At 69.2% G+C, this 19,351-nt stretch carries 20 protein-coding genes; 17 read left to right on the top strand and 3 right to left on the bottom strand.

Annotation, left to right across the window (positions count from 1 at the left end):
* Positions 1-3 precede the first annotated feature (3 nt).
* Positions 4-936, top strand: a complete 933-nt coding sequence (locus N4G66_RS01140; protein WP_261701970.1) for a hypothetical protein — start codon at positions 4-6, stop codon at positions 934-936.
* A 2-nt stretch (positions 937-938) separates the two neighbouring features.
* A complete protein-coding gene (locus N4G66_RS01135; RefSeq protein ID WP_261701969.1) occupies positions 939-2,027 on the top strand; it encodes a hypothetical protein in 1,089 nt (362 codons plus the stop codon).
* A gap of 125 nt (positions 2,028-2,152) precedes the next feature.
* Here the strand turns inward: N4G66_RS01135 and N4G66_RS01130 are convergent, their stop codons facing one another.
* The gene (locus N4G66_RS01130; RefSeq protein ID WP_261701968.1) at positions 2,153-2,365 is read right to left on the bottom strand and encodes a hypothetical protein; all 213 of its coding nucleotides are present in this window, start codon (positions 2,363-2,365) and stop codon (positions 2,153-2,155) included.
* 61 nt (positions 2,366-2,426) lie between these two features.
* On the opposite strand from N4G66_RS01130, the gene N4G66_RS01125 reads away from it, so the two are divergent.
* The 5 genes from N4G66_RS01125 to N4G66_RS01105 all read left to right on the top strand — a co-directional run bounded on the left by N4G66_RS01125 (position 2,427) and on the right by N4G66_RS01105 (position 6,460).
* Positions 2,427-4,421: a hypothetical protein gene (locus tag N4G66_RS01125; RefSeq protein ID WP_261701967.1), complete on the top strand. Its 1,995-nt coding sequence runs from the start codon at positions 2,427-2,429 to the stop codon at positions 4,419-4,421.
* A gap of 283 nt (positions 4,422-4,704) precedes the next feature.
* On the top strand, positions 4,705-5,064 hold the full coding sequence (locus N4G66_RS01120) for a hypothetical protein (RefSeq protein ID WP_261701966.1): 360 nt from the start codon (positions 4,705-4,707) through the stop codon (positions 5,062-5,064).
* Positions 5,065-5,128: 64 nt separating this feature from the next.
* Positions 5,129-5,992 (top strand): glycoside hydrolase family 25 protein, encoded by an 864-nt coding sequence (locus N4G66_RS01115; protein WP_261701965.1) that lies wholly within the window; start codon positions 5,129-5,131, stop codon positions 5,990-5,992.
* Between the two features lie 4 nt (positions 5,993-5,996).
* Positions 5,997-6,221: an Acb2/Tad1 domain-containing protein gene (locus tag N4G66_RS01110; protein WP_261701964.1), complete on the top strand. Its 225-nt coding sequence runs from the start codon at positions 5,997-5,999 to the stop codon at positions 6,219-6,221.
* Positions 6,218-6,460, top strand: a complete 243-nt coding sequence (locus N4G66_RS01105) for a hypothetical protein (RefSeq protein ID WP_261701963.1) — start codon at positions 6,218-6,220, stop codon at positions 6,458-6,460. Before N4G66_RS01110 ends, N4G66_RS01105 begins: the two co-directional genes overlap by 4 nt.
* 627 nt (positions 6,461-7,087) lie before the next feature.
* Here N4G66_RS01105 and N4G66_RS01095 read toward each other — a convergent pair.
* Positions 7,088-7,621 carry a hypothetical protein gene (locus tag N4G66_RS01095; RefSeq protein ID WP_261701962.1) on the bottom strand — a complete coding sequence of 178 codons (534 nt, stop codon included), beginning with the start codon at positions 7,619-7,621 and terminating at the stop codon, positions 7,088-7,090.
* Positions 7,618-7,968 (bottom strand): hypothetical protein, encoded by a 351-nt coding sequence (locus N4G66_RS01090; RefSeq protein ID WP_261701961.1) that lies wholly within the window; start codon positions 7,966-7,968, stop codon positions 7,618-7,620. The genes N4G66_RS01095 and N4G66_RS01090 overlap by 4 nt, the downstream gene beginning before the upstream one ends.
* A 69-nt stretch (positions 7,969-8,037) precedes the next feature.
* Here N4G66_RS01090 and N4G66_RS01085 point away from each other — a divergent pair, with 69 nt between their 5' ends.
* From N4G66_RS01085 to N4G66_RS01040, 10 genes are all read left to right on the top strand, one after another.
* Complete coding sequence (locus tag N4G66_RS01085) at positions 8,038-11,082, top strand: CHAT domain-containing protein (protein ID WP_261701960.1); 3,045 nt, start codon at positions 8,038-8,040, stop codon at positions 11,080-11,082.
* Positions 11,083-11,570: 488 nt separating this feature from the next.
* Positions 11,571-12,128 (top strand): hypothetical protein, encoded by a 558-nt coding sequence (locus tag N4G66_RS01080; RefSeq protein ID WP_261701959.1) that lies wholly within the window; start codon positions 11,571-11,573, stop codon positions 12,126-12,128.
* 210 nt (positions 12,129-12,338) lie between these two features.
* Positions 12,339-12,719, top strand: a complete 381-nt coding sequence (locus tag N4G66_RS01075) for a hypothetical protein (RefSeq protein ID WP_261701958.1) — start codon at positions 12,339-12,341, stop codon at positions 12,717-12,719.
* A gap of 27 nt (positions 12,720-12,746) precedes the next feature.
* Complete coding sequence (locus N4G66_RS01070) at positions 12,747-13,952, top strand: ATP-binding protein (protein ID WP_261701957.1); 1,206 nt, start codon at positions 12,747-12,749, stop codon at positions 13,950-13,952.
* 59 nt (positions 13,953-14,011) lie between these two features.
* On the top strand, positions 14,012-15,148 hold the full coding sequence (locus N4G66_RS01065) for a PD-(D/E)XK nuclease family protein (RefSeq protein WP_261701956.1): 1,137 nt from the start codon (positions 14,012-14,014) through the stop codon (positions 15,146-15,148).
* 62 nt (positions 15,149-15,210) lie between these two features.
* A complete protein-coding gene (locus N4G66_RS01060; protein ID WP_261701955.1) occupies positions 15,211-15,921 on the top strand; it encodes a helix-turn-helix domain-containing protein in 711 nt (236 codons plus the stop codon).
* 16 nt (positions 15,922-15,937) lie between these two features.
* Positions 15,938-16,117 (top strand): hypothetical protein, encoded by a 180-nt coding sequence (locus N4G66_RS01055; RefSeq protein ID WP_261701954.1) that lies wholly within the window; start codon positions 15,938-15,940, stop codon positions 16,115-16,117.
* A gap of 209 nt (positions 16,118-16,326) precedes the next feature.
* The gene (locus N4G66_RS01050; protein ID WP_261701953.1) at positions 16,327-16,836 is read left to right on the top strand and encodes a hypothetical protein; all 510 of its coding nucleotides are present in this window, start codon (positions 16,327-16,329) and stop codon (positions 16,834-16,836) included.
* Positions 16,837-16,914: 78 nt separating this feature from the next.
* Positions 16,915-17,598 (top strand): hypothetical protein, encoded by a 684-nt coding sequence (locus N4G66_RS01045; protein WP_261701952.1) that lies wholly within the window; start codon positions 16,915-16,917, stop codon positions 17,596-17,598.
* Between the two features lie 69 nt (positions 17,599-17,667).
* A complete protein-coding gene (locus N4G66_RS01040; protein WP_261701951.1) occupies positions 17,668-19,215 on the top strand; it encodes a DNA cytosine methyltransferase in 1,548 nt (515 codons plus the stop codon).
* The last annotated feature ends 136 nt before the right edge of the window (positions 19,216-19,351 follow it).

Below are 19,351 nucleotides of genomic sequence, written 5' to 3'. Positions count from 1 at the left end.
GAGATGACACTGATTCAGCCCCCGATGATGGTCACCGGCGGCAAGCACCCCGCCCGCACCATGCGCATGATGATCCGCGACCTGTCGCGCGGGTCGCAGGGCGTGACCGAGTACAACGACATGAAGGTCACCCAGCAGACGACCCCGGGTGCCGGGGTACAGATCGGCGACGGCTCCGGGGTGGTGCGCGGCGCCTCGTGGGGGCAGGGCTCCTACACCCAGTACAACGTGGGCACGGCGCCGGTGAACATCGCCCCGACCGGGGCACAGGGCCGCACCGACTTGGTGGTGCTGCGGGTCCTGGACCCTGAGTACGAGGGCAACCTGGACCCGACCAAAGACGACATCGGCTTCTTCTATGTCGTCTCCAACGTGTCGCCGACGGCGACGCAGCCACCGGCGGGGATGACCGCGATCCCGCTCGCGCGGATCGTGCTCCCCCCGAACTGCGCCACCGTCACCAACGCGATGGTCACCGACCTGCGGACGATCGCCAACCCCCGCCGCACCCGGAAACTGCAGACCTCCTTCCCCGGCGCGACGCTGAACCGGCTCGTGTACCAAGACAACCGTTGGCACACCTGGCCGGCGGCGGCCCGCTGGACCATAGACGTACCGCCGTGGGCGGTCACCGCGAAGATCGTGACCACCATCGCCGGACTGCGTCTGGACAGCGCCGACGTCTTCGCCCACATGCAGCAGGTGTTCGGGACCACGCAGGGCCAGGACACGATCATCGACGACGACCAGGGCGCCAACACCCGCCGCAACACCGTCGTGCTCGCCGACAGCCTGACTATCTCTGCCGCGATGCGCGGCACCACCCAGGTCTTGTCTCTGCAGACCTATATGTCCAAGGCCGAGACCGGGAACCTCGGCGTGGACGGCGGCACCTCCCTCATCACGGACGTGGAGTTCGAAGAGGGCGTGATCTGACGGTGCACTCCTACCGCTACCTGACGTGTGATGCGGTCACCGGGAGAGTCCTGGCATGGGATCTGCCGCTGAGCGACGTCACCTACGGCCCGGAGCTGAACGGGCCCGGGGGGCTGCAGGCCACGCTGGAGCCGCATCTGGCGCATGTCCTGGGCAGCATGGTCGACCCCGGCACCACGCTGATCTTCGCCGAACGGGATTCCAAGCTGATGTGGGGCGGCCTGATCTGGCGGGCTGAACCGGAGGGCGGCAAGTACCCGATCGAGGCTGCCGGGTTCGGCTCCTACCTGAACAAGCGCCACGACCTGCACGGCAACCTCGACGGCCGCGGCCCCTACACGTACGGCGACCCGTGCAAGGTGATCAGGGACGTGTGGGCCTACTGCCAGGCGCAGCCGGACGGCAACCTGGGTGTGGTCGTCGACTCCAGCGCCTCGAAGGCGACGATCGGCACCCCGGAGGAGCCGTATGCGTCCACCTGGTGGGAGTCCCGCGCACTGGCTGACATCGTCGCCGACGCGGTTGCCGTGTTCGGTGGCCCGGAGTGGACCGAACAGGTGGCCTGGGTGGGCGGACAGCCCGAGCGGCGCATCCGTCTGGGCTGGCCCCGCCTGGGCACGCGCCGCACGGACGTGTCGTTCACCAGCGGCGTGAACATCGCCGACCTGATGCCGGTCACCTACGACGGTGACGCCTACGCGCAAGTCGTCCTCGCTCTCGGGTCGGGGGAGGGGCGGGCCCGGAGGCGCGCCACCGATGCCGTCCGGGATGGGCGGCTGCGCCTGGAGGAGGTGCTGGACCTGCCCACCATCAAAGGACAGGACCAGCTCGCAGCGAAGGCCCGCGCGGGGCGGATCGCCCGGCAGAACCGCGGCTCGATCGAGCAGGTCGACATCATTGACCACCCCGCCGCCCATTTCGGCTCGTTCCAGGTGGGCGACGACGTGTGGGTGCAGGTCCACGATCAGTGGACCGACTACGACGGCTGGGCGCGGGTGACCGGATGGACACTCACGCCGGCGCAGGGGGACCAGCAGGAGCGGATGACGGTGAGCCTCGCGCCCGTCGACTCCTTCATCTACGGAGGCTGAACCCCTTTGGCTGACACGCTCGCCGTCCTCGCAGCGAGGATCGCCAACCTTGAGCGCCTGGTGCGTGATCTGTCGCGTACCAGTCGCCTGGCGAACTCCTCGATCGAGAACGGCTCCATCGTGGTCTACGACGACGGCGGCCTGCTGCGAGGCAGCATCGGCATGCAGCCGGACGGCACCGTGGCGTTGGCCGCTGTCAACGGCCCCACCCCGCCCGTCCCCACCACCCCCACCACCGCCTCCGTCCGTGGAGGTGTCGCCGTCTCCTGGGACGGGAAGTTCACCGACGGCAGCCAGGCCCCGGCCGACTTCACCAGTGTGGAGGTCCACTTCTCCACCGGTGCCGACTTCCCCAGTAGCTCCCTGTTCGCCGCGTTCTACTCGGCACAGGGCCAGACGATGACCGTGCCCGCCGACGGGCCGGTGTGGGTGCGCCTCGTGTGCGTGTCGACGTCCGGTAAGGCCTCCGATCCGTCCGCTGCGGCAGGCCCGGCCGGTCCGGCCCCGGTCGTCGCGCAGGAGGTGCTGGCCGGCGTCGTTACCGAACTGTCCCTGGCCGACGGGGCAGTCACGCGAGCCAAGATCGAGGCAGGGGCGGTGGACGGTACTGCTCTGGCCGACGGCGCGGTAACCACACCGAAACTGGTCGCGGGTGAGATCGACGGCCTCGTGCTCACCGCCGGGACGGTCAACGCAGACCGGCTCGTTGCCGCAAGCATCACCGCCGCCCAGATCAAGGCACTGAGCGTCACCGGTGACCGGCTCGTCGCCAACACGGTCACCGCTGACCAGTTGGCAGCCGGGACGATCACCGCAGCGTCGGGTGTGATCTCCTCGATCGACGCCACCGTGATCACCGTCGGGAAGATCAAAGCGACGCAGATCGATGCGACGAACCTGGTGATCTCGGCCGCCAACGTCAATGGCACGGTAGCCTCTGCGACCACGGCGGGCAGCGCGGGTACGGTGACCGGCTCGATTGGTGCCGGGGTGCCCCTGCCGCCGACCCAGATGGGCGCAGGTCAGATACCGCAGACAACCACCATCAACGGCGCGTCGGTGCTGACCGGCACCCTGGACGCGGCCAGCATCAAAGCCGGAACGATCGCCGTCGACCGCCTGACGGCAGGACTGGCTGGGCAGGTCGGGCAGAAGTGGTACGACTTTGGCGACTCGGCATCGAAGTGGCTGAACTCGGCGTCGGGCACGATGACGACGGTCGCGGTCGCGGACGCTCAGTCCGGCGGCAACGTGATGCGGGCCGCAGGGTTCGTACAGGGTGCCTACCGGCCCGATGCGAAGATCCCCTTCGACCCGTCGGTGACCTACCGCGTCAGTGTTCGGGTGCGGCAGATCGTCGCCAACTCGACGCCCGGCACGAATCAGAAGCTGTACGCGGGGGTGGCGGGGCTGGCCGCCGACGGCGTCACCTTCGTCAACAACTCCGGGGCGAACTCGCTCTCCAGCCAGTTCTATGTGGCAGCCGACTCCAGGGAGCTGACCGTCGGGGCGGGCTGGGTGACGTACACCGGCTATATCAAGGGCACCGCAGCCAGCCCCGTCAGAGCGGAGACGCCGAACGCCAATGCACCCGCCCAACTGCACTCCAGCGTCCGCTACATCACGCCAGTCCTGTACCTGAACTACCAGGGCGGTTCGGGCACGGCCGAGGTGGACATGTTCGCCATCGAGGTTGTGGAGGCGGGCGGCATCACCGCGAGCAACGTCACGGCCGGGGCCATCGACGGGCAGACGATCACGGGCGCGGTCGTCCGGGCGGTCCGTGGCGACGGCTCGGTGGCCGCGCTCATGGCGCCGAATCTCGGCGACGGGCAAGCGGGTTTCCAGACGGCATCGGCTGACGGCACCACGTACTCACGACTGGAGTCCGGAGAGCTGACGTTCGGTTCTCCGAACGTGGCGCAGGTGATCCCCACCGGCATCTCCGGCAAGGCGTCCGGCGGCACCCTGGACATTCAGTCAGGGATGATCGCGTCCGGCTCGCAGGCCCACATCATCCTCGCGAGCGGAGACAGCCCGCTTGCGCCCGGAGACGGCTCGCCGTTCATCTCCCTGGAGTGGGACGGCGCGGGTACGGGTACGGCCGACATGGTGGTGGACATCGGAGGCGTGCTCTCTCCCCGCAGCTTCGCGTGGGGCAAGGTCACCATCACCCCCGTGGCCAACACGCCAACCTCCGTCACGATCACCGGACTCCACGTCCGGGGGAACACGTTCATCGGCCATGCGACGCCGAGCACGACGGCACCAGGCACACAGGTGACCGGCGTCGGTATCACGTCCGTCTCAAGCATCTCGGCGACGGTATGGATCACACGCACCAACAACACTCCCACCACGGTCTATTGGCTCGTCATCGGAGATAAGACCTGATGGAAGAGGAACCCGCCATCATGAGGGTGACGTGCCACACCGCCAGGTGCCCGGTGGCGGAAGTGACGTACACCGTGGACATGTACCCCAACGCTGAGCCGCCGACGTACCGCGCCATCTGCGGTCAGTGCAAGCAGCTGATCGCCGACCTGGCGCCGTACGTTCCCTGATCGGAGGCCAGTGCACGGACGATGCTCGATAGGCGCCGCGTTGCCTACGCGGTGTCGTCTCCTACCCGTAAGATCGGGTGTGGCGCGGGGCACGCCGACTTGAGGAGTGCGCGGTGACGCAGCCGCCGAGCGCCGAGCCCACCCTGTGGGAGCTGCACCGCGCTATCGCGCAGTTGCGCGAGGATCAGCGCGGCGGGATTGCCCAGCTCCGTGTTGACCTGCGTGCCGACCTCGCCTCGCTGGCAGCACGCTTGGACCAGGTCGTCACCGAAGAGGTCTATCGGGCCGACCAGCGCACCGTGCTCCAGCGTCTGGAGACCCTGGAGCGCGATCTGACCGCCGCGCAGCGGCAGCGCGAGGACGACCAGGCGCAGCAGACCACTAACCGCCGCCTGATCATCTCCGCGTTCGTTGCCCCGCTGGTGGTCTACGCACTCCAGCTGTGGCAGGCATCGCGCGGTGCCAGCCCGTAGGAGGCGGGCAGCACGAAGAACGGCATCATCGATTCAGGCGCGGGGGAGAAGGCAGTACGCGCCGATGACAGTAAGAGGAGTCGACGTCGCCTCGTACCAGGCGACCGACTACAGCACTCGCGGACTCGACTTCGCGTTCATCAAGATCACCGAGGGCACCACCTATACGAATCCGAAGTGGGTCGCAGAGCGCAAGACCGCACGCGATGCCGGCCTGGTCACCGGCTTCTACCACTTCATCCGGCCTGGCAATGTGACCAAGCAAGCCGACTACTTCCTGTCGAAGATCACACTTCGAACCGGGGACATTCTCGCCCTCGACTGGGAAGACCCAGCGGTGAGCTGCGCCCAGAAGGACGCCTGGATCCGGTACGTCCAGAAGAAGGCGCCCAGCCACCGGGTGATCCTCTACTGCAACTACGACTTCTGGACCAACCGCGAGACGACCTCGTTCGCAGGTGACGGCCTGTGGATCGCCCACTACAACGGCAAGCCCGGCAACCCCGGCATCAAGGCGTCGTGGCGTTTCCACCAGTACACCAGCACCCCGATCGACACGAACATCGGCAACTTCGCGGACAAGGCCGCGCTCCGCACCTGGGCCGAGACCTCGTCCAGCGGGACCGGACCGACGCCCAAGCCGAGACCTTCCAAGCCCGCGTACGTTCCGCCGGCGTTCCCGGCCAGGCTCGCGCCCGGTAAGAGCACTCCGTCGGCGAAGCCGCTGCAGAAAGCACTGCGCGCCGCCCGGTTCCTGAACATCGAGGAAGCGGACCTGTCCGCCACTTACGGGCCACGCACACAGGCCGGTGTGCGCCGCTTCTTCGACGCCTACCCGCAGTTCCGCGCCAAGGGCAAACCGCACGATGCGGCGATTGGACCGCACGGCTGGGCGTTCCTGTTCACCCTCGCCTACGGCCGGAAGTGAGCACGTGGACGCTGCTGACGTCATTCGCCGGTTCACGTTCCACCCGGCCGACACCGACGAGCGCCGCCAGGCCCACGAGGACATCCGGTCCGGGTGCCTGGAGTTGGCGTTGATGCTGCACGCGGAGCTGCCCACCGGCGCGGAGAAGCAGGTTGCGATGTTCCGTCTCGAAGAGGTCATGTTCTGGGCGACCGCCGCGACCGCCCGCCAACCCAAGGAGTCCTCGTGAACCTGTACCTGTCCTTGATCCGTACCGGCGTCCCGGCGCTGGTGGGTTGGCTGGTGGCGCTGGCTGCCCGCCACGGCCTGGGCCTGGACGCCCAGGCTCTGTCCGGCGTGCTGATCCCGCTGGCCGCGTTCTGCTACTACGCGGTGTTCCGCCTGGCCGAGCACTACGTGTCGCCGAAGTTCGGGTGGCTGCTGGGCTACGCCCGGCCGCCGCAGTACCAGTACGACCTCGTCGCGTAGTTCGGTTGGCCGGCGCGGTAAAGACCAAGGCCCCCACCGCGTGCGGTGGGGGCCTCGACCTCTTGGAGCATCAACGGTAACAGTTGTGGACGGTCACGCAATTCCGGGCCCGCGGTCACGCAATTCCCCAGGTTCCCGTCCTGTTGAGCGAGCTCGTGTCCGGGTTTCGCTGCTCTGCTCCTTCCCCAGAGGCCCATGCGATGTCCGGCCGCCGAAGGATCGGCTGCCGCTCCGTAGCGCAACACGACGTGCGCCGCCTGGCTGGATCCGGTGGACGAGGAGATGCCGTTCGCCGACGTCGAGATCGACCAACGGCTGGCCCGCAGCGCCTGGGGACACGGGTGCGCGACGGAGGCAGCCCGGGCGGTGTGAAGTTCGGCTTCGGCGAGCTCGCCTTGCCGGAGATCGCCGGTTCACGCATGACATGGACCTCGCCGTCCAGCAGCCCGCGCGCCCGAACCTCGTCGCCCGCGACCTGGTGGCCGGGTGAATTGCGGTCGGCGGTGATCGTGATGCCGGTGACGGCGGCGAGCGGGATCTCCAGCGGCTTGCCCTGTCCGTCCACAGAGATCCTCGGCAGGCTGCCGCAGGAGTGTTTGGGCCATGCGTCCCCCGAGGGTTCACCGGTTACGTTCCGGGTGCCCACCAGGTGAGGGCCGTCCCAATGAACAGGCAGGCCAGCGCCAGCGCGACGGTGCGGCGGGCGAGCGTCAGCCGGCGCGCGGCCCCGATCGCGAGGGCGAGTTCGAAGGCGTCCATCGAGCCGTACTCGTCGTGGATGTCGGCGAGCGTGACCACTAGTGGCCTGGCGCCGGACTGAGCGGCCAGGGCGTGCCACAGGCCCGCCACGGCGAGGGCGAGACCGCCGCCGATCAGAACGGTGACGGCCAGCCGCCACGGTACGGAGAGGTCAGCCGTGGTGGTCCGGCCCTTGATCACGACCGCGGAGCCGGCCAGGGTGACAAAGGCCGCCAGGCCGTTGCGCCATGCCTCCGCGCTGGCCCGCACACTCGGCAGGGACTCACGCACCATCGCCTGGAACCGGTCGCGCTCCGCCAGGTCGGCCGCGGTGGGAGGCTCGTTCGGCAGCCGGAACCGGTCGCGCTCCGCCAGGTCGGCCGCGGTGGGAGGCTCGTCCGGCAGCCGGAACCTCAGGCTCATCCGGTGACCACTGCGATCCGGAAGCTGGCCCCGCAACCGACCTTCCCCTCCGGGGAGTTGCCGTGCCCATCGACGCAGCCGCAGGTCACGTCCAGCAGCACTTCGGTCGACGGCCTGCCTTCCGCGCCGCGATCGGGCCCGGCCAGGCCGGCGAGCGCGGTGGTCACCTGACGGTCCGTCATGTGGTGCTCGCAGCGGGGGCATGGGCCGGAGACCACGAAGCAGGGCGCGCCGCCCGCTTCGTACGGGTCGACGGTGAGCCGGCTCGCCTGGAGAAGCTCGAAAGCACGTCGGGTCCACTTGAAATCGGTGGTCAACAGGTAGTCGAGTGCGGGTTCTTCGGACATGGCGTCACTGTAGTGAGCGGCGTCCTACGCTGGGGTCGTATCGAACTATTTATCCTGGCAAGGGGGGCCATGCCGGTCGACGAGGACACGTACGACGACTTCTACCGGAGGGGCGTGCGCGCGGTGGGGAGGGAGCAGTACGCGGAGGCGTTCTACTGGTTCTCCCGTGCGCATGCCGCCGGGCATCCGGAGGCGGCCGACCTGATCTACCAGCTGCTCCACACTGCAGGCGAGCCGGGCGATCCCTTTGTCGTCTGGCAGCCGACCACCGAGCCGGTGGCGCTCTACGCGGCGGCGGCCCGCGCGTACCGGGAGTTCACGGCCACCGGAGACCTCGACCTGCTGGACCGGTCAGTCGCCCTCAACTGGGAGAGCGTGCGGTCGGCGCCGCCCGGCCTCCCCGCCCGTACCCTCATGCTGGCCTCACTGCGTGACGTGCTGCGAGACCGGTACGACCAGCGAGGGCGGCTCACGGACCTCACCGAGGCGCTCGGCGTCGCCCACGAAGCACTGGACGTCCTGCCGGGCGGTCACTGCGCACGCCTCAAGGCCACGCAGCTCCTGATCGCCCTGGAACGCGCGCGGTACGAGGCCATCGGGGACGCGGACTCGCTCCGCACCGCCGTGGAAGGGATCGGCAGACCGGCCCTGGCACAGTCTGGCGGTGCTCCGGGGGATCGGGCGGCGCTGGAGTCCAGCCTCTGCGGGGCGCTGTCGTCCCTCGCCCGGCACACGGACGAGGTCCCGCTCCTGGACGAGGCCGTCGACCTGGGCCGGGACGCGGTCGGACGTACCACCGCCGCCGGTCCCGACGTGGTGTCACGGAATAACCTGGCAACCGCACTGATCGCCCGCGGCACGCGGCGCGGCTCGCTGGACGACCTGAACTCCGCGATCGAGGTGCTGCGCGCGGCGCCGGCGGCGGACGACGCCCAGCGCGCCTCCGAGGTGGCGACCACGCTCATGGCGGCGTTGCGCGCGCGGGCCGAGCTGACCGGACGGGCCGCAGACGAACGGGACGCCAAGGCAGCCGAGGAGTACCTGAAGGAGACGTTGCGGCGCGCGCCGACGGGTCACCCGAACAGGCGAGTGCAGGAGGCCGCCGTCGCGCACGGCGAGGCCGGCGTGGAGGCGGCCCGTCGCGCGCTGGACGCCCTGCCGCCGGCCCATGTGGAGCGGCCGTTCGTCGCGGCACGGCTGGCCCAGGCGCTCGCGGACGCCGGGCAGCGGAGCGAGGCTGTTGAGGTGGTACGGAAGGCGGCTGCCCTGGTGACCGGCGGCAGAGCGGCCGTCGACGCCAACCGGGTGCTGGGCAAGCTGCTGATGGGGGCCGACGAGCACGGCGTCGTCGTCCACGAGGGCGAGATGCTGGACGCCTTCACGACGGCCGCCGAAGCGTGCGCCAAGACGGACTACGTCTACGCCGAGGTGAAGACCGGCCAGGCCGTGGCGCTGCTCGACCGTTTCCATCATGGCGAGGACGCATCGGACCGGCAGGAGGCGGTGGCCGCTCTCCGGGCGGCGGCGGAAGCGGACGGCTCCTCCGTCCAGGACCGGCTGTTCGCCGCGCGCTGCTGGGCCGGGATCGCGATGGAGGCCGGGGACCGTGCCGACGCCCTGGTGGCGGCCCGCGCGGCGGTTACGCTGCTGCGCGAGTTCGGCTGGGCGGGCCTGGACCGGGACGACCAGGTACAGAGCATCCAGGACGGCAAGGCGATGCCGCGCGAGGCAGCGGCCCTGGCGATCGACACCGGACAGCCCGAGCTGGCGGTGGAACTGCTCGAACAGGGACGGTCGGTGCTGTGGACGTCGACCCTGCACCTGCGCGGGGACCTCGCCGCCCTCGCCGCTCACGACCCCGCTCGCGCCGCCGAACTGGAACAGGTCCGCGCAACGCTCAACGAGAAGGACCGGCTGGGCGAGGAAGAACGTCTGCGGCTGGCTCGACGGTGGCAGCAACTCGTGCGTGAGGTAAGGGAGTCGGAAGAGTTCGCTGGATTCCTCGGTCCGCCGGCATTCGATGAACTCGCTCCGGCCGCGGCGGAGGGACCCGTCGTCATCGTCAACATCAGCACCATTCGCTGCGACGCGATCCTCGTGCTGCCGGGCGGAAAGACCGACGTCGTGAAGCTGCCCGGCGTAGACGTACCGGGCATCGACACGGTCGCCAACACCTACCTGCACGCCCTGGCCGCTGCGGCGGAGCCGGGCGCGACCTTCCTGGTACGTGAAGACGCCCGGCACACCGTGCACGACACCCTGGAGTGGCTGTGGGACCACATCGCCCGGCCGGTCCTCGACCGGCTGGCCTGGCCGACCGAGTCGACGGACCCGCCCCGGCTGTGGTGGTGCCCCACGGCGTCCCTCACCGTTCTGCCGCTGCACGCCGCCGGCCGCTACCCGCGCGCCGCCGACGACCCCACCGAACCGGTCGGCCTGCCGTACGCCGCCGTGTCCTCGTACACCACCACACTGTCCGCCCTCGTCGACGCCCGACAGCGGGCCGCTGCCGTCGATCCCACGCTGCTGGCCGTCGCGCTGACCGACACCGAGCGAGGGCACGCCGTGCTGCCCGGGGTGGCGGAGGAACTCCGGGCACTCGACGAGATCCTCGGCCGCCGCAGGCTGACGGTTCTCGCCGAGGACGAGGCGACGTCGGCAGCGGTGCGGAGGCAACTGCCCGCGCATCCCTGGGCCCACTTCGCCTGCCACGGCTGGCTCGACATGACGGCACCGGCCAGCTCGGGCCTGTGCCTGCGGGACGGTGACCTCAACCTCCTCGACATCGCGGACCTGCGACTCGACACGGCCGACCTCGCGTTTCTGTCCGCCTGCCAGACCCGTCTGGACGCCGGGCAGCTCCCGGACGAAGCCGTGCACACCGCCGCCGCACTGCGCATCGCGGGATTCCGGCACGTCGTGGCGACCCTGTGGTCCATCAGCGACCAGGCCGCGCTCCAAGTGGCCGCCGCCTTCTACCGCCGTCTCGACGGTTCGGACGGCCCGAACTCCGCCGATGCGGCCAGGGCACTGCACCACGCCGTCGGCGAACTCCGTGCCCGGCACCCTACGGACCCGACACTCTGGGTTCCCTTCGTCCATGACGGTCCGTAAGAGAGACTGCGGGTCGGTCTGGTCATTCGTCGCGGGCCAGCCGCCTGTGGCCATGAGCGACCGATCGACCCTTACCGGGGGCGGCATCAGCCCGGCAGGCGGAACCGCCGGGTATGCCGAGACGGCGGACGCGTTGGCCGTCCAGTCCGAGGAAGTCACGTTCTCCTTGCCATGCGGGGCGTCCGTCGACCTCTCGGCTCGCAGGTCGAGGGAGACGACTGCGACTCCAAGATGGTCAGGATCCTCACCCCGGCTCCGGCATGCCCATGGGAAACCAGTTCCACCTGATCCCCAAGTGCCCGGGGCAACGCTCCCGACCGCCGTCCCCATGGGGAATCGTGACAGTGCGGGTGGGGAATTACGTGACGCTCAAGCGGCTGAAACTGGGGAATTGCTTGATCGCTGACAACAGTCGCGGGAACGGCCTCTCTGACCTTCCCTAGATAGAATCTAAGTGCAGTCCAGGAGGAGAGAGGGGGCCGGTGGTGGTGAGGAAGAAGCCTTTCCTGGCGGGCCGGCAGGAGTTCGCCGCCCTGTACGGGGTGCGGGGGCCCCAGGTCACGGGGTGGCTGGGGCGAGGTGCGCTGGACTACGAGCATGCCGTGATCGTGTCGGGGTCGCCGTACTGGCTGCTGTCGTTCGTGCGGGGGTACGGGCAGACGCAGCCGCGGCCCAAGGACCTGGACCAGCTGGTACTGCAGCAGTTGGTGGACGCGCAGGAGCCCGGTGTGTGGTCGCGCGGGGTGGACGAGGTGCCGCCGCTGTGCGGTCTGCAGGAGGCGACGCAGCTGTTCGGCCTGTCCAGCCCGCAGAACTTGTCGGCGGTGGTGCGGCAGGGCCGGTTCGCGCCGGCGGACTACCAGCTGTCGGGGTCCCCGCTGTGGCTGCTGGACACTCTCATCGAGGCCGCCCCCGACATTCGGGCGAAGTCCCGCAAGGTGATGTGGGCGATCGTGCCGCAGGTCGAGGCGGCGCTGCGACAGGGCCGCTACACCGGACCCGGCTCTGTGATAGTCCCCCGTGGGCTTGCCGCGAAGGCCGTTTGACCTGCGGAAATCAATTCGACGCAAACCTCAATTGCGATAGAATAAGAGCAGCGGCGCCGGATGACGCCGCTGCTCTTGTCTTTGGGGGGAATGATGCGCGCCGTCGCAGTTAGGGCCCGGTCGCCGACCGCCGGATGCGGGTTTCGGTGCAGCGTGCTGGTTGATCACGTCGGACCCTTCGTGAAAGATGTGCCACACCATTCGTATGGAGTGAACTCTTTCGGGGGTCTCGTGCCCATCTATCAGCAGCAAGAGCTCGACCTGGACGACGGCATCCAGCCGGTCCAGCAACCCGCCATTCACTCCGGCCAGCCCGTTCAACTTCAGCAGCGGTTCGAGGCGTTCCACGCCCTCAACCCGTGGGTGCTGCGGCATCTAGAGGACCTGGCCGCCGACTGCGTCGCCAAGGGCTTTCGCCGCATCGGCATCGGGATGCTCTTCGAGCTCCTGCGCTGGCGCTACGGACAGGCCACCCGAGGTGACGCCTTCCGGCTCAACAACGACTTCCGCAGCCGGTACGCGCGGCTCCTGATCGAACGCCACCCCGAGTGGGCGCACCTGTTCGAGACGAGGGCCCTGCGCGCCGCATGAGACCAACGACCTCTTGGAGCAGCCCAGATGGGCATCAAGCTGAAAACCCGCAAGCCAACCGGCATCGTGCCGTGGCCACTCATCCTCATCGAAGGAGACGAGGGAGCCGGAAAGACCTACTCGGCCGCCGAGTTCTCCGCCTCGAAGCGGATCGGCCAGATGTACTGGATCGACCTCGCAGAGGGCAGCGCCGACGAGTATGCAGCGATCCCCGGCGCCGACTACCTGATCATCGACCACGACGGCTCCTACCGGGACATCCTGGAGCAGATCCGGGCCGTACACACCGAGGCCCGCCGGGCCGCCATCGCCGGCGAGGCGCCGATGGTGCTGTCAGTCGACTCCGGGTCCTCGCTGTGGCGGATGCTGAAGTCCTGGACCAACGAGCGGGCCCGGCGCGGCAGGAGCAACGCGCAGCGGCTGCAGGACGACCCGGACGCCGCGATCGACGTCGGCATGAACCTGTGGAACGACGCCACCGAGCGGTGGCAGGACGTCATCCACCTCCTGCAGACGTTCCCCGGCATCGCCATCATCACCGCCCGCGGCAAGCAGATCACCGCCATCGACGACAACGGCAAGCCCATCACCGACAACCGCGGCCGCGTCCTGAAGGAGTGGAAGGTCCAGGCGCAGAAGGACCTCGCGTTCGACGCCTCCGTGTGGGTGCGGATGCGCCGGGGTCGCGCCCCCCAGGTCATCAAGGCCCGCTCGCTGCAGCTGCGCATCGAGGACGGCCAGCCGCTGGACCTGCCGGACTTCACCATCGAGGACCTGGTCTTCAACAGACTCGGCTGCTCGGTGGAGTCCCAGCCTCGCCAGATGCCCGCTCTGGTCGGAGACCGCGTGCAGGCGTGGCTGGACGACCACGACGTGACGGAGCTGCGCGACGTCGAGCGGCTGCGCGAGCTGTGGTGGGAAGCGGCCGAAGACGACACGGGCTTGATCCGCGCCGAGATCGTCTCGATCCGCGACGCGATCGAACGAAAAGTCACCGAGCTGGAGAACCCGCCCACGGAGATGGGGCAGGGCCCGCTCAGCGACGCCGACCGGCTGCGGGCTGCCGTCGAACGCAGGGCCGAGGAGGGCGACGGCGAGCCCGACGACGAGCCGGACCGGCGCCCAGTGCGCAAGGCCCCCGCCAAGCGCACAGCCGCCAAGCGCGCCACCGCCGCCAAACGCACGCCCGCTGCCAAGCGCACGGCTGCCAAGCCGGCCGCCGCCCAGAGCTGACCTGCCTCGCGGGCCGGGCTCCTACGGACCGGCCTGCCTCACGACCTTTGGAGTACCTGATGACAGCTCAGCCTGTGGAATCCACGCCATCGTTGTGGACAGCCGCGCACGATGTCGACGCCAGACGGCCGCGCTCCCTGCAGCGACAGCTCGGCGCCTCGGACACGGTGTGCGAGCGCCGCGCCGCCTACATCGTGGCCGGGACCGCCCCGACCAACGAGAGCGAAAAGCGTGCCGCGATCCTTGGCACCTACATACACGAGGGCCTGTTGAGCGCCGCGCGCAGCGAGTACGGCTGGCTGGTGGAGCGTGCGGTCGCCGACGACATGATCAAGGGTCACATCGACGTCGTGCAGCTCGATGAGGCGACCGCCGCCCGCGTCCCCGCCCGCCACCGCCCCAAGGTGGCGGCCCAGCATGGAGTGACGGTGGAGGACGTCAAGACGAAGTCAACGTTCCTGTGGGACAAGGTGCGCCGCTACGGGCCCTCCGAGGCCGAGCTGCGGCAGGTGTACCTGTACGCCGACCTGCTGCGCACGACCGGCTTCGAGGATGTGCGCGGCCAGCGGTACCTGACCAGGCTCGGCGCACTGGAGGTGGCCCGGATCCGCTTCCGCTTCGTCAACCGCGACAACGGCGAAGAGCACGTCGAGGAGTTCGCGTTCGACCCGATGGAGGCCACCCGCGCCCGCTGGTGGGTGCAGCGCGTGCGGGAACTGACCAGCCCCGAGGAGGGGCGCCGCGACTTCGACGGGCCCGGCCTGGATGCCATCTGCGACCACTGCCCGTTCATGTCGGCCTGCTGGGGCCTGCCCGAGCAGCCCGGCACCCCCGTGCAGACCGCCCTCATCCACAACGACGCCGACCGCACCCAGACCCTTGCCGACTACGTGCGCGGACATGAGCTGCAGACCGAGGGTAATCGGATCAAGGCCCTCGCCCGCAAGAAGATCGACACCTCCCCGGCGGGCGTGTACGGCGCCAACGAGCTGGCCTGGGGCGGCGGGAATCCGACCTGGGACATCGATGTGGAGGCCATGGTCGACCTGCTCGAAGACGCCGGCATCCCGGTGCCGATGCTGCCCGACGAGAAGCGGATGGTCGACACCTTGAAGGATGCGGGCTTGGCCGTCCCTGAGAAGCGGAGCGCCCGGACCACGCCCAAGACCATCATCGTGCGGCCCTTCAAGGCCTGATCGGACGGTCGCTGGCCTCCCCGGCCGGGGAGGCCAGCGACCGTCCGTGGAGGGAACTTCCGTTGTCCATTCACTTGATGGTCGTCGCCGCGTACCTGCCCGAAGACGTGGTGACTCAGTCTCAGAAGCTGGCCATGATGAAGATCTGCGACTCGGCCGACGACGAGACACGCCTGTCCAAGCCGGGCCTGCGCAGGCTGCGCGCGTGGATCGGCGTAGGCGAGAAACGGTGCATGACCATCGTCACCGAGTTGGTCGCCAAGGGCCTCATAGAGCGCGTGGAGACCGGCAAGGCGGGCCGCCGGGCGGTCTACCGGGTGTTCCCCCTGGGGGTGCCTCCCATCCCATCCAACGACGATCTGGAGGCCCGCTTCAAGGAGGCTGACGCCGCGCCGAAGAACCCGCGGCTGGCCCGCCCGGGCGTCGCTCGGGCAGCCCCCTCCAAGCCCGCGAGGACGCACGAAGACATCGACGCCCGCGCGCTGGCCGCCGGTGCGGGCGTGAAGCGGGCAGGGTTCCCCCGGGGGAACCCTGAGGAGAGCGACGGCAGGGTTCCCCCCGGGGAACCCACAGGGTTGCCCCCGGGGAACCCACTGGGTTCCCCCCGGGGAACCCCTTCTTTTCCTTCTTCTTCCTCTTTCCTTCCTTCCCCCCCCTACCCCCGCGGCTGGCGTAGCCACGGGGGAGCCCGGTGGCTGCGCCAGACACCCCGTCCCGGCTGCGAGTTGCCGTGCCTGCGGCACCAACCCGCGCGCTGCTCGCGCGGCCAGTGAACGGGACAGAGGGGAAGTGGAGCGCCAGGCGCAGCAAGACTGGCTGCGCGGCTATCAGGCGGACCTCGACCGGGCAAGGCGCGTCGCGCAGGAGCGGCCCGAGGATGTGGAGGCGGCTCGGCTGCTGGCGCGTCAGATGGCCCGCCAGGGGCGTGAGAAGGGACGCGACGCCGGTACCTCCGGGAAAAAATCTTGACCCCCCTTCGAGGGAGGGTAGAATAAGAGGAGTGGGGAAGGGGGATCGCTCCCCGATCGCACGACACCGCGAGAAGGGCTGCGCTGGCCTGACTTCCGGCGGCGGGTCAAGGCTCCGCCGCTCGCCATCGGATATGCCACACCACTCGAACGAACATCTCGGCGCAGGGGGAACGTCCCTCCCCGCCCACCGGCTGAAAGGTAAGCAGCATGACGGAACCGATGATCATCGCGCAGGACGTCACGGAGGCGGTCGCCGCAGTCCTCGCCGGCCTGGCCCGCGTCTACGCGGACAGTCCTCTGCAAGTGGGGGAAGGTCTGCTGGAGCTGGGGAACGCCGACCGGGCAGTGCGGGACTACCCCGAGCAGGCGGGGGCGATGGCTGTCCGCGACCACGCCGTGTCGAAGCTGCTGGAGCTCGCGCGCCTGCCCAAGGTCCACCGCTTCGACGGCACGACTGCCGAGGCGTACGACGCCACCCAGTGCTGCGACGACATTCGCGACGGTGACGTCCTGGTCGTGGAGGCCGAGGGTGTCGTCGGCTTCCTCGATGCGGCCTGGCCGGTCGCCGTCACCGAGGCGCACGGTGAGTTCCACGGCCTGAAGACCCCCGCCCACGAGTACAAGGACGGCAGTTGCGCGGCCAGTATCGACAGCGCCGAGCGAATCGCCGCCGAGCTCGGCTTCCCGCTGGCGGTCAAGCCTGCTCACGCGGTCTGACCCTCCGGTGTGGGCGGCGGGGAAACTCTGCCGCCCATTCCGAAATGTGCCACAACTCTGTACCGTACGAATCGCCTCTTGGAGAACGCGTTGAACCTCGCACCCCTTCCCGACCACGGCCGTGTCGGCCGCCCCGAGTGGCAGGCCCTGTGGATGCAGTACGAGCCGGTCACCACGCCGCTGCGCGCGGCCGGACTCGTCTGCGACATCGAGACCTGCGGCGGCCAGACCGTCATCTACGCCGACCTGCCCGACGGCACGCACCTGGTCATCGCCGACCACGACGCGCTGCCCGACCGCCTGGAGCAGGTCACTGGCTGGCACGTGAGACGCAGCCACCACGACAACCCGACCTACGACGGTCCGGTCTTCGACTCCACCGAGGGCGGCGAGTACGAAAAGCACGGCGCCGACATCGTCACGATGCACGCCGCCATCGCCTTGCACCTGAAGTCCCTGATCGACGCGGACACCCAGTCAGCCGGGGCCAAGCTCGGCCAGCTGCTGCTGGCGACCGTGCAGAGGTTCGCCGTCAGCTTCGTCGGCGTCGACTCCCAGCACGCCAGCCGCGGCCGGGTCATCGCTGGCCCCTTCGACAGCCATGCGGAAGCGGTCAAGGAGTACGGCTGGCAGACCCACCTCCTCGAGGAGGGCGGCTGGCAAATGGTCCACGAACAGGGCGACACCGACTGGCCCCTGGCGGTCTGGCGGCGCCGCGACGTGCTGCAGGTCGTCTTCGTCAGCCGCCAGCCACTCCTCTGACCCCCACCCGATCAGGCCCGGCCCCGCACCGCGCGGGGCCGGGCGCTCGACCTCTTGGAGAACACCTTGTTGACCACTCTTCCCCGCAGCCTTGAGCTGACGTTCAACGACCTGCTCGCCGGGGCCGGCGGATCCTCCTCCGGCCTGGTGGAAGCCGGTTGGCGCGGCAAGCTCGCCATGAACCACTGGCAGGTCGCGATGGACTCCCACGCTGCTAACCACCCCACCATCGAGCATCTGACCGCTGACGTCACCGGCTACCCGATGCGGTTCCTGCCGCGAGCACTGCTGCTGTGGGCGTCGATCATCTGCACCGAGGTCAGCCCGGCCGGCGGCCTCGTTCACCCGACCGATCAGCTCGATCTGTTCGAGGTCCTCGACCAGCTCGGCGACGACGACGACGCCGAGTCGTGGAAGGCCCTGACTCCGGAGGCATTCGAACGGACCCGGGCGACCGCCTGGTGCGTGGTGCGGGCCTGCGAGGCCAAGCGATTCCCGTACGTGGTCATCGAGAACGTCGTCGAATTCGCTCTGTCCTGGGTCCTCTTCAAGACCTGGGTGAAGGCGATGACGGAGCTCGGCTACGAACCGCCGCAGATCCTGTGCGTCACCTCCGCGCATGTCGGCGACGACGACAACCTGCGCGCCCCGCAGTGGCGGGACCGCATCTACATCTGCTTCCGCCTCAAGGGCATGCCCAAGCCGGACTTGGAGCCCCGCCCGCAAGCGTTCTGCGTCGAGTGCGGCAAGGACGTTCGCGCGAAGAAGGCGTGGTTCGACCCGAGGGGCCGGATCGGCAAGTACTTGCGTGACTACAACTACCGCTGTCCCAACAGGCGCTGCCGTCACGCCATCGTCGAGCCGTACGTGCGTCCGGCCGCCTCCGTCATCAACTGGGACGACCTGGGCCAGCGCATCGGGGACCGTAAGAAGCCGCTGGCGGACACCACCATGGAGCGCATCCGCGCGGGCCTGATCAAGTTCCCCCACACCCCGTCCTCGGTCACTCTCAACCACGGCAAGGACGGCACCGACCGGGCCTATGCGGTGGAGGAGCGACCGTTTTCCACCCGCACCATCAAGCAGGGCGACGCGCTGCTCGTGCCGACCGGCGGTAGCTGGAACACCGCCTGCAGCGACGTCGCCGACCCGATGCGCACCCGGATGACCCGCGAGAGCGAGGCCCTGGTCACCGTCGACCCGGCGCCGTTCGTGATCACCTACCGGCAGAACGCCAATCCGGCGCTAGCCACCGAGCCGGTCACCGCCGTCACCGCTCAGGGCAACCATCACGGCCTGGTTGTCCCTGGCGGGCCGGTCCCGGCCGAGCTGCGCAACACGCTGGTCATCCCCTACCGCAAGGCCACAGTCAAGACAGTCGCCGAGCCCGTTCACACCTTGTCCACCCGCGACTCGGCGGCGCTCCTTCGCTCCGCGCCCGCGGTGGAGGACTGCTTCTTCCGGATGCTCAAGCCCCGCGAGCAGTTGGAAGCCCAGCGGTTCCTCCGTCGGTACGTGGTCTTGGGCACCCAGGCCGAGCAGACGATGCAGGGCGGAAACGCGGTATCGGTCAACGTCGCCCGGCACATCGGTGAATGCATCAAGGCGGTCCTGTGACAGACGGCTGGGCCCTTCGCGCGCCCTGCCGTGGCCAGGACGGTTTCACGCCCAACGAGGACGACTGGACCAACGGAGACGACCTCAAGCGCCTGTGTGGGCCGCAGCTTCCAACGTGCGGGCCGTGCCCGTTCCG

Source organism: Streptomyces rhizosphaerihabitans (assembly GCF_025399795.1).
Lineage (GTDB): Bacteria > Actinomycetota > Actinomycetes > Streptomycetales > Streptomycetaceae > Streptomyces > Streptomyces rhizosphaerihabitans.
Note: the sequence above shows the minus strand (reverse complement) of the source record. Positions and strands in the feature narration are given on the sequence as shown.

Coding starts and splice junctions, on each gene's coding strand:
- N4G66_RS01140 (WP_261701970.1), top strand. CDS start 4: ATGACACTGATTCAGCCCCCGATGATGGTCACCGGCGGCAAGCACCCC.
- N4G66_RS01125 (WP_261701967.1), top strand. CDS start 2,427: ATGACCGTGCCCGCCGACGGGCCGGTGTGGGTGCGCCTCGTGTGCGTG.
- N4G66_RS01115 (WP_261701965.1), top strand. CDS start 5,129: ATGACAGTAAGAGGAGTCGACGTCGCCTCGTACCAGGCGACCGACTAC.
- N4G66_RS01095 (WP_261701962.1), bottom strand. CDS start 7,621: ATGAGCCTGAGGTTCCGGCTGCCGGACGAGCCTCCCACCGCGGCCGAC.
- N4G66_RS01090 (WP_261701961.1), bottom strand. CDS start 7,968: ATGTCCGAAGAACCCGCACTCGACTACCTGTTGACCACCGATTTCAAG.
- N4G66_RS01085 (WP_261701960.1), top strand. CDS start 8,038: ATGCCGGTCGACGAGGACACGTACGACGACTTCTACCGGAGGGGCGTG.
- N4G66_RS01070 (WP_261701957.1), top strand. CDS start 12,747: ATGGGCATCAAGCTGAAAACCCGCAAGCCAACCGGCATCGTGCCGTGG.
- N4G66_RS01065 (WP_261701956.1), top strand. CDS start 14,012: ATGACAGCTCAGCCTGTGGAATCCACGCCATCGTTGTGGACAGCCGCG.
- N4G66_RS01050 (WP_261701953.1), top strand. CDS start 16,327: ATGACGGAACCGATGATCATCGCGCAGGACGTCACGGAGGCGGTCGCC.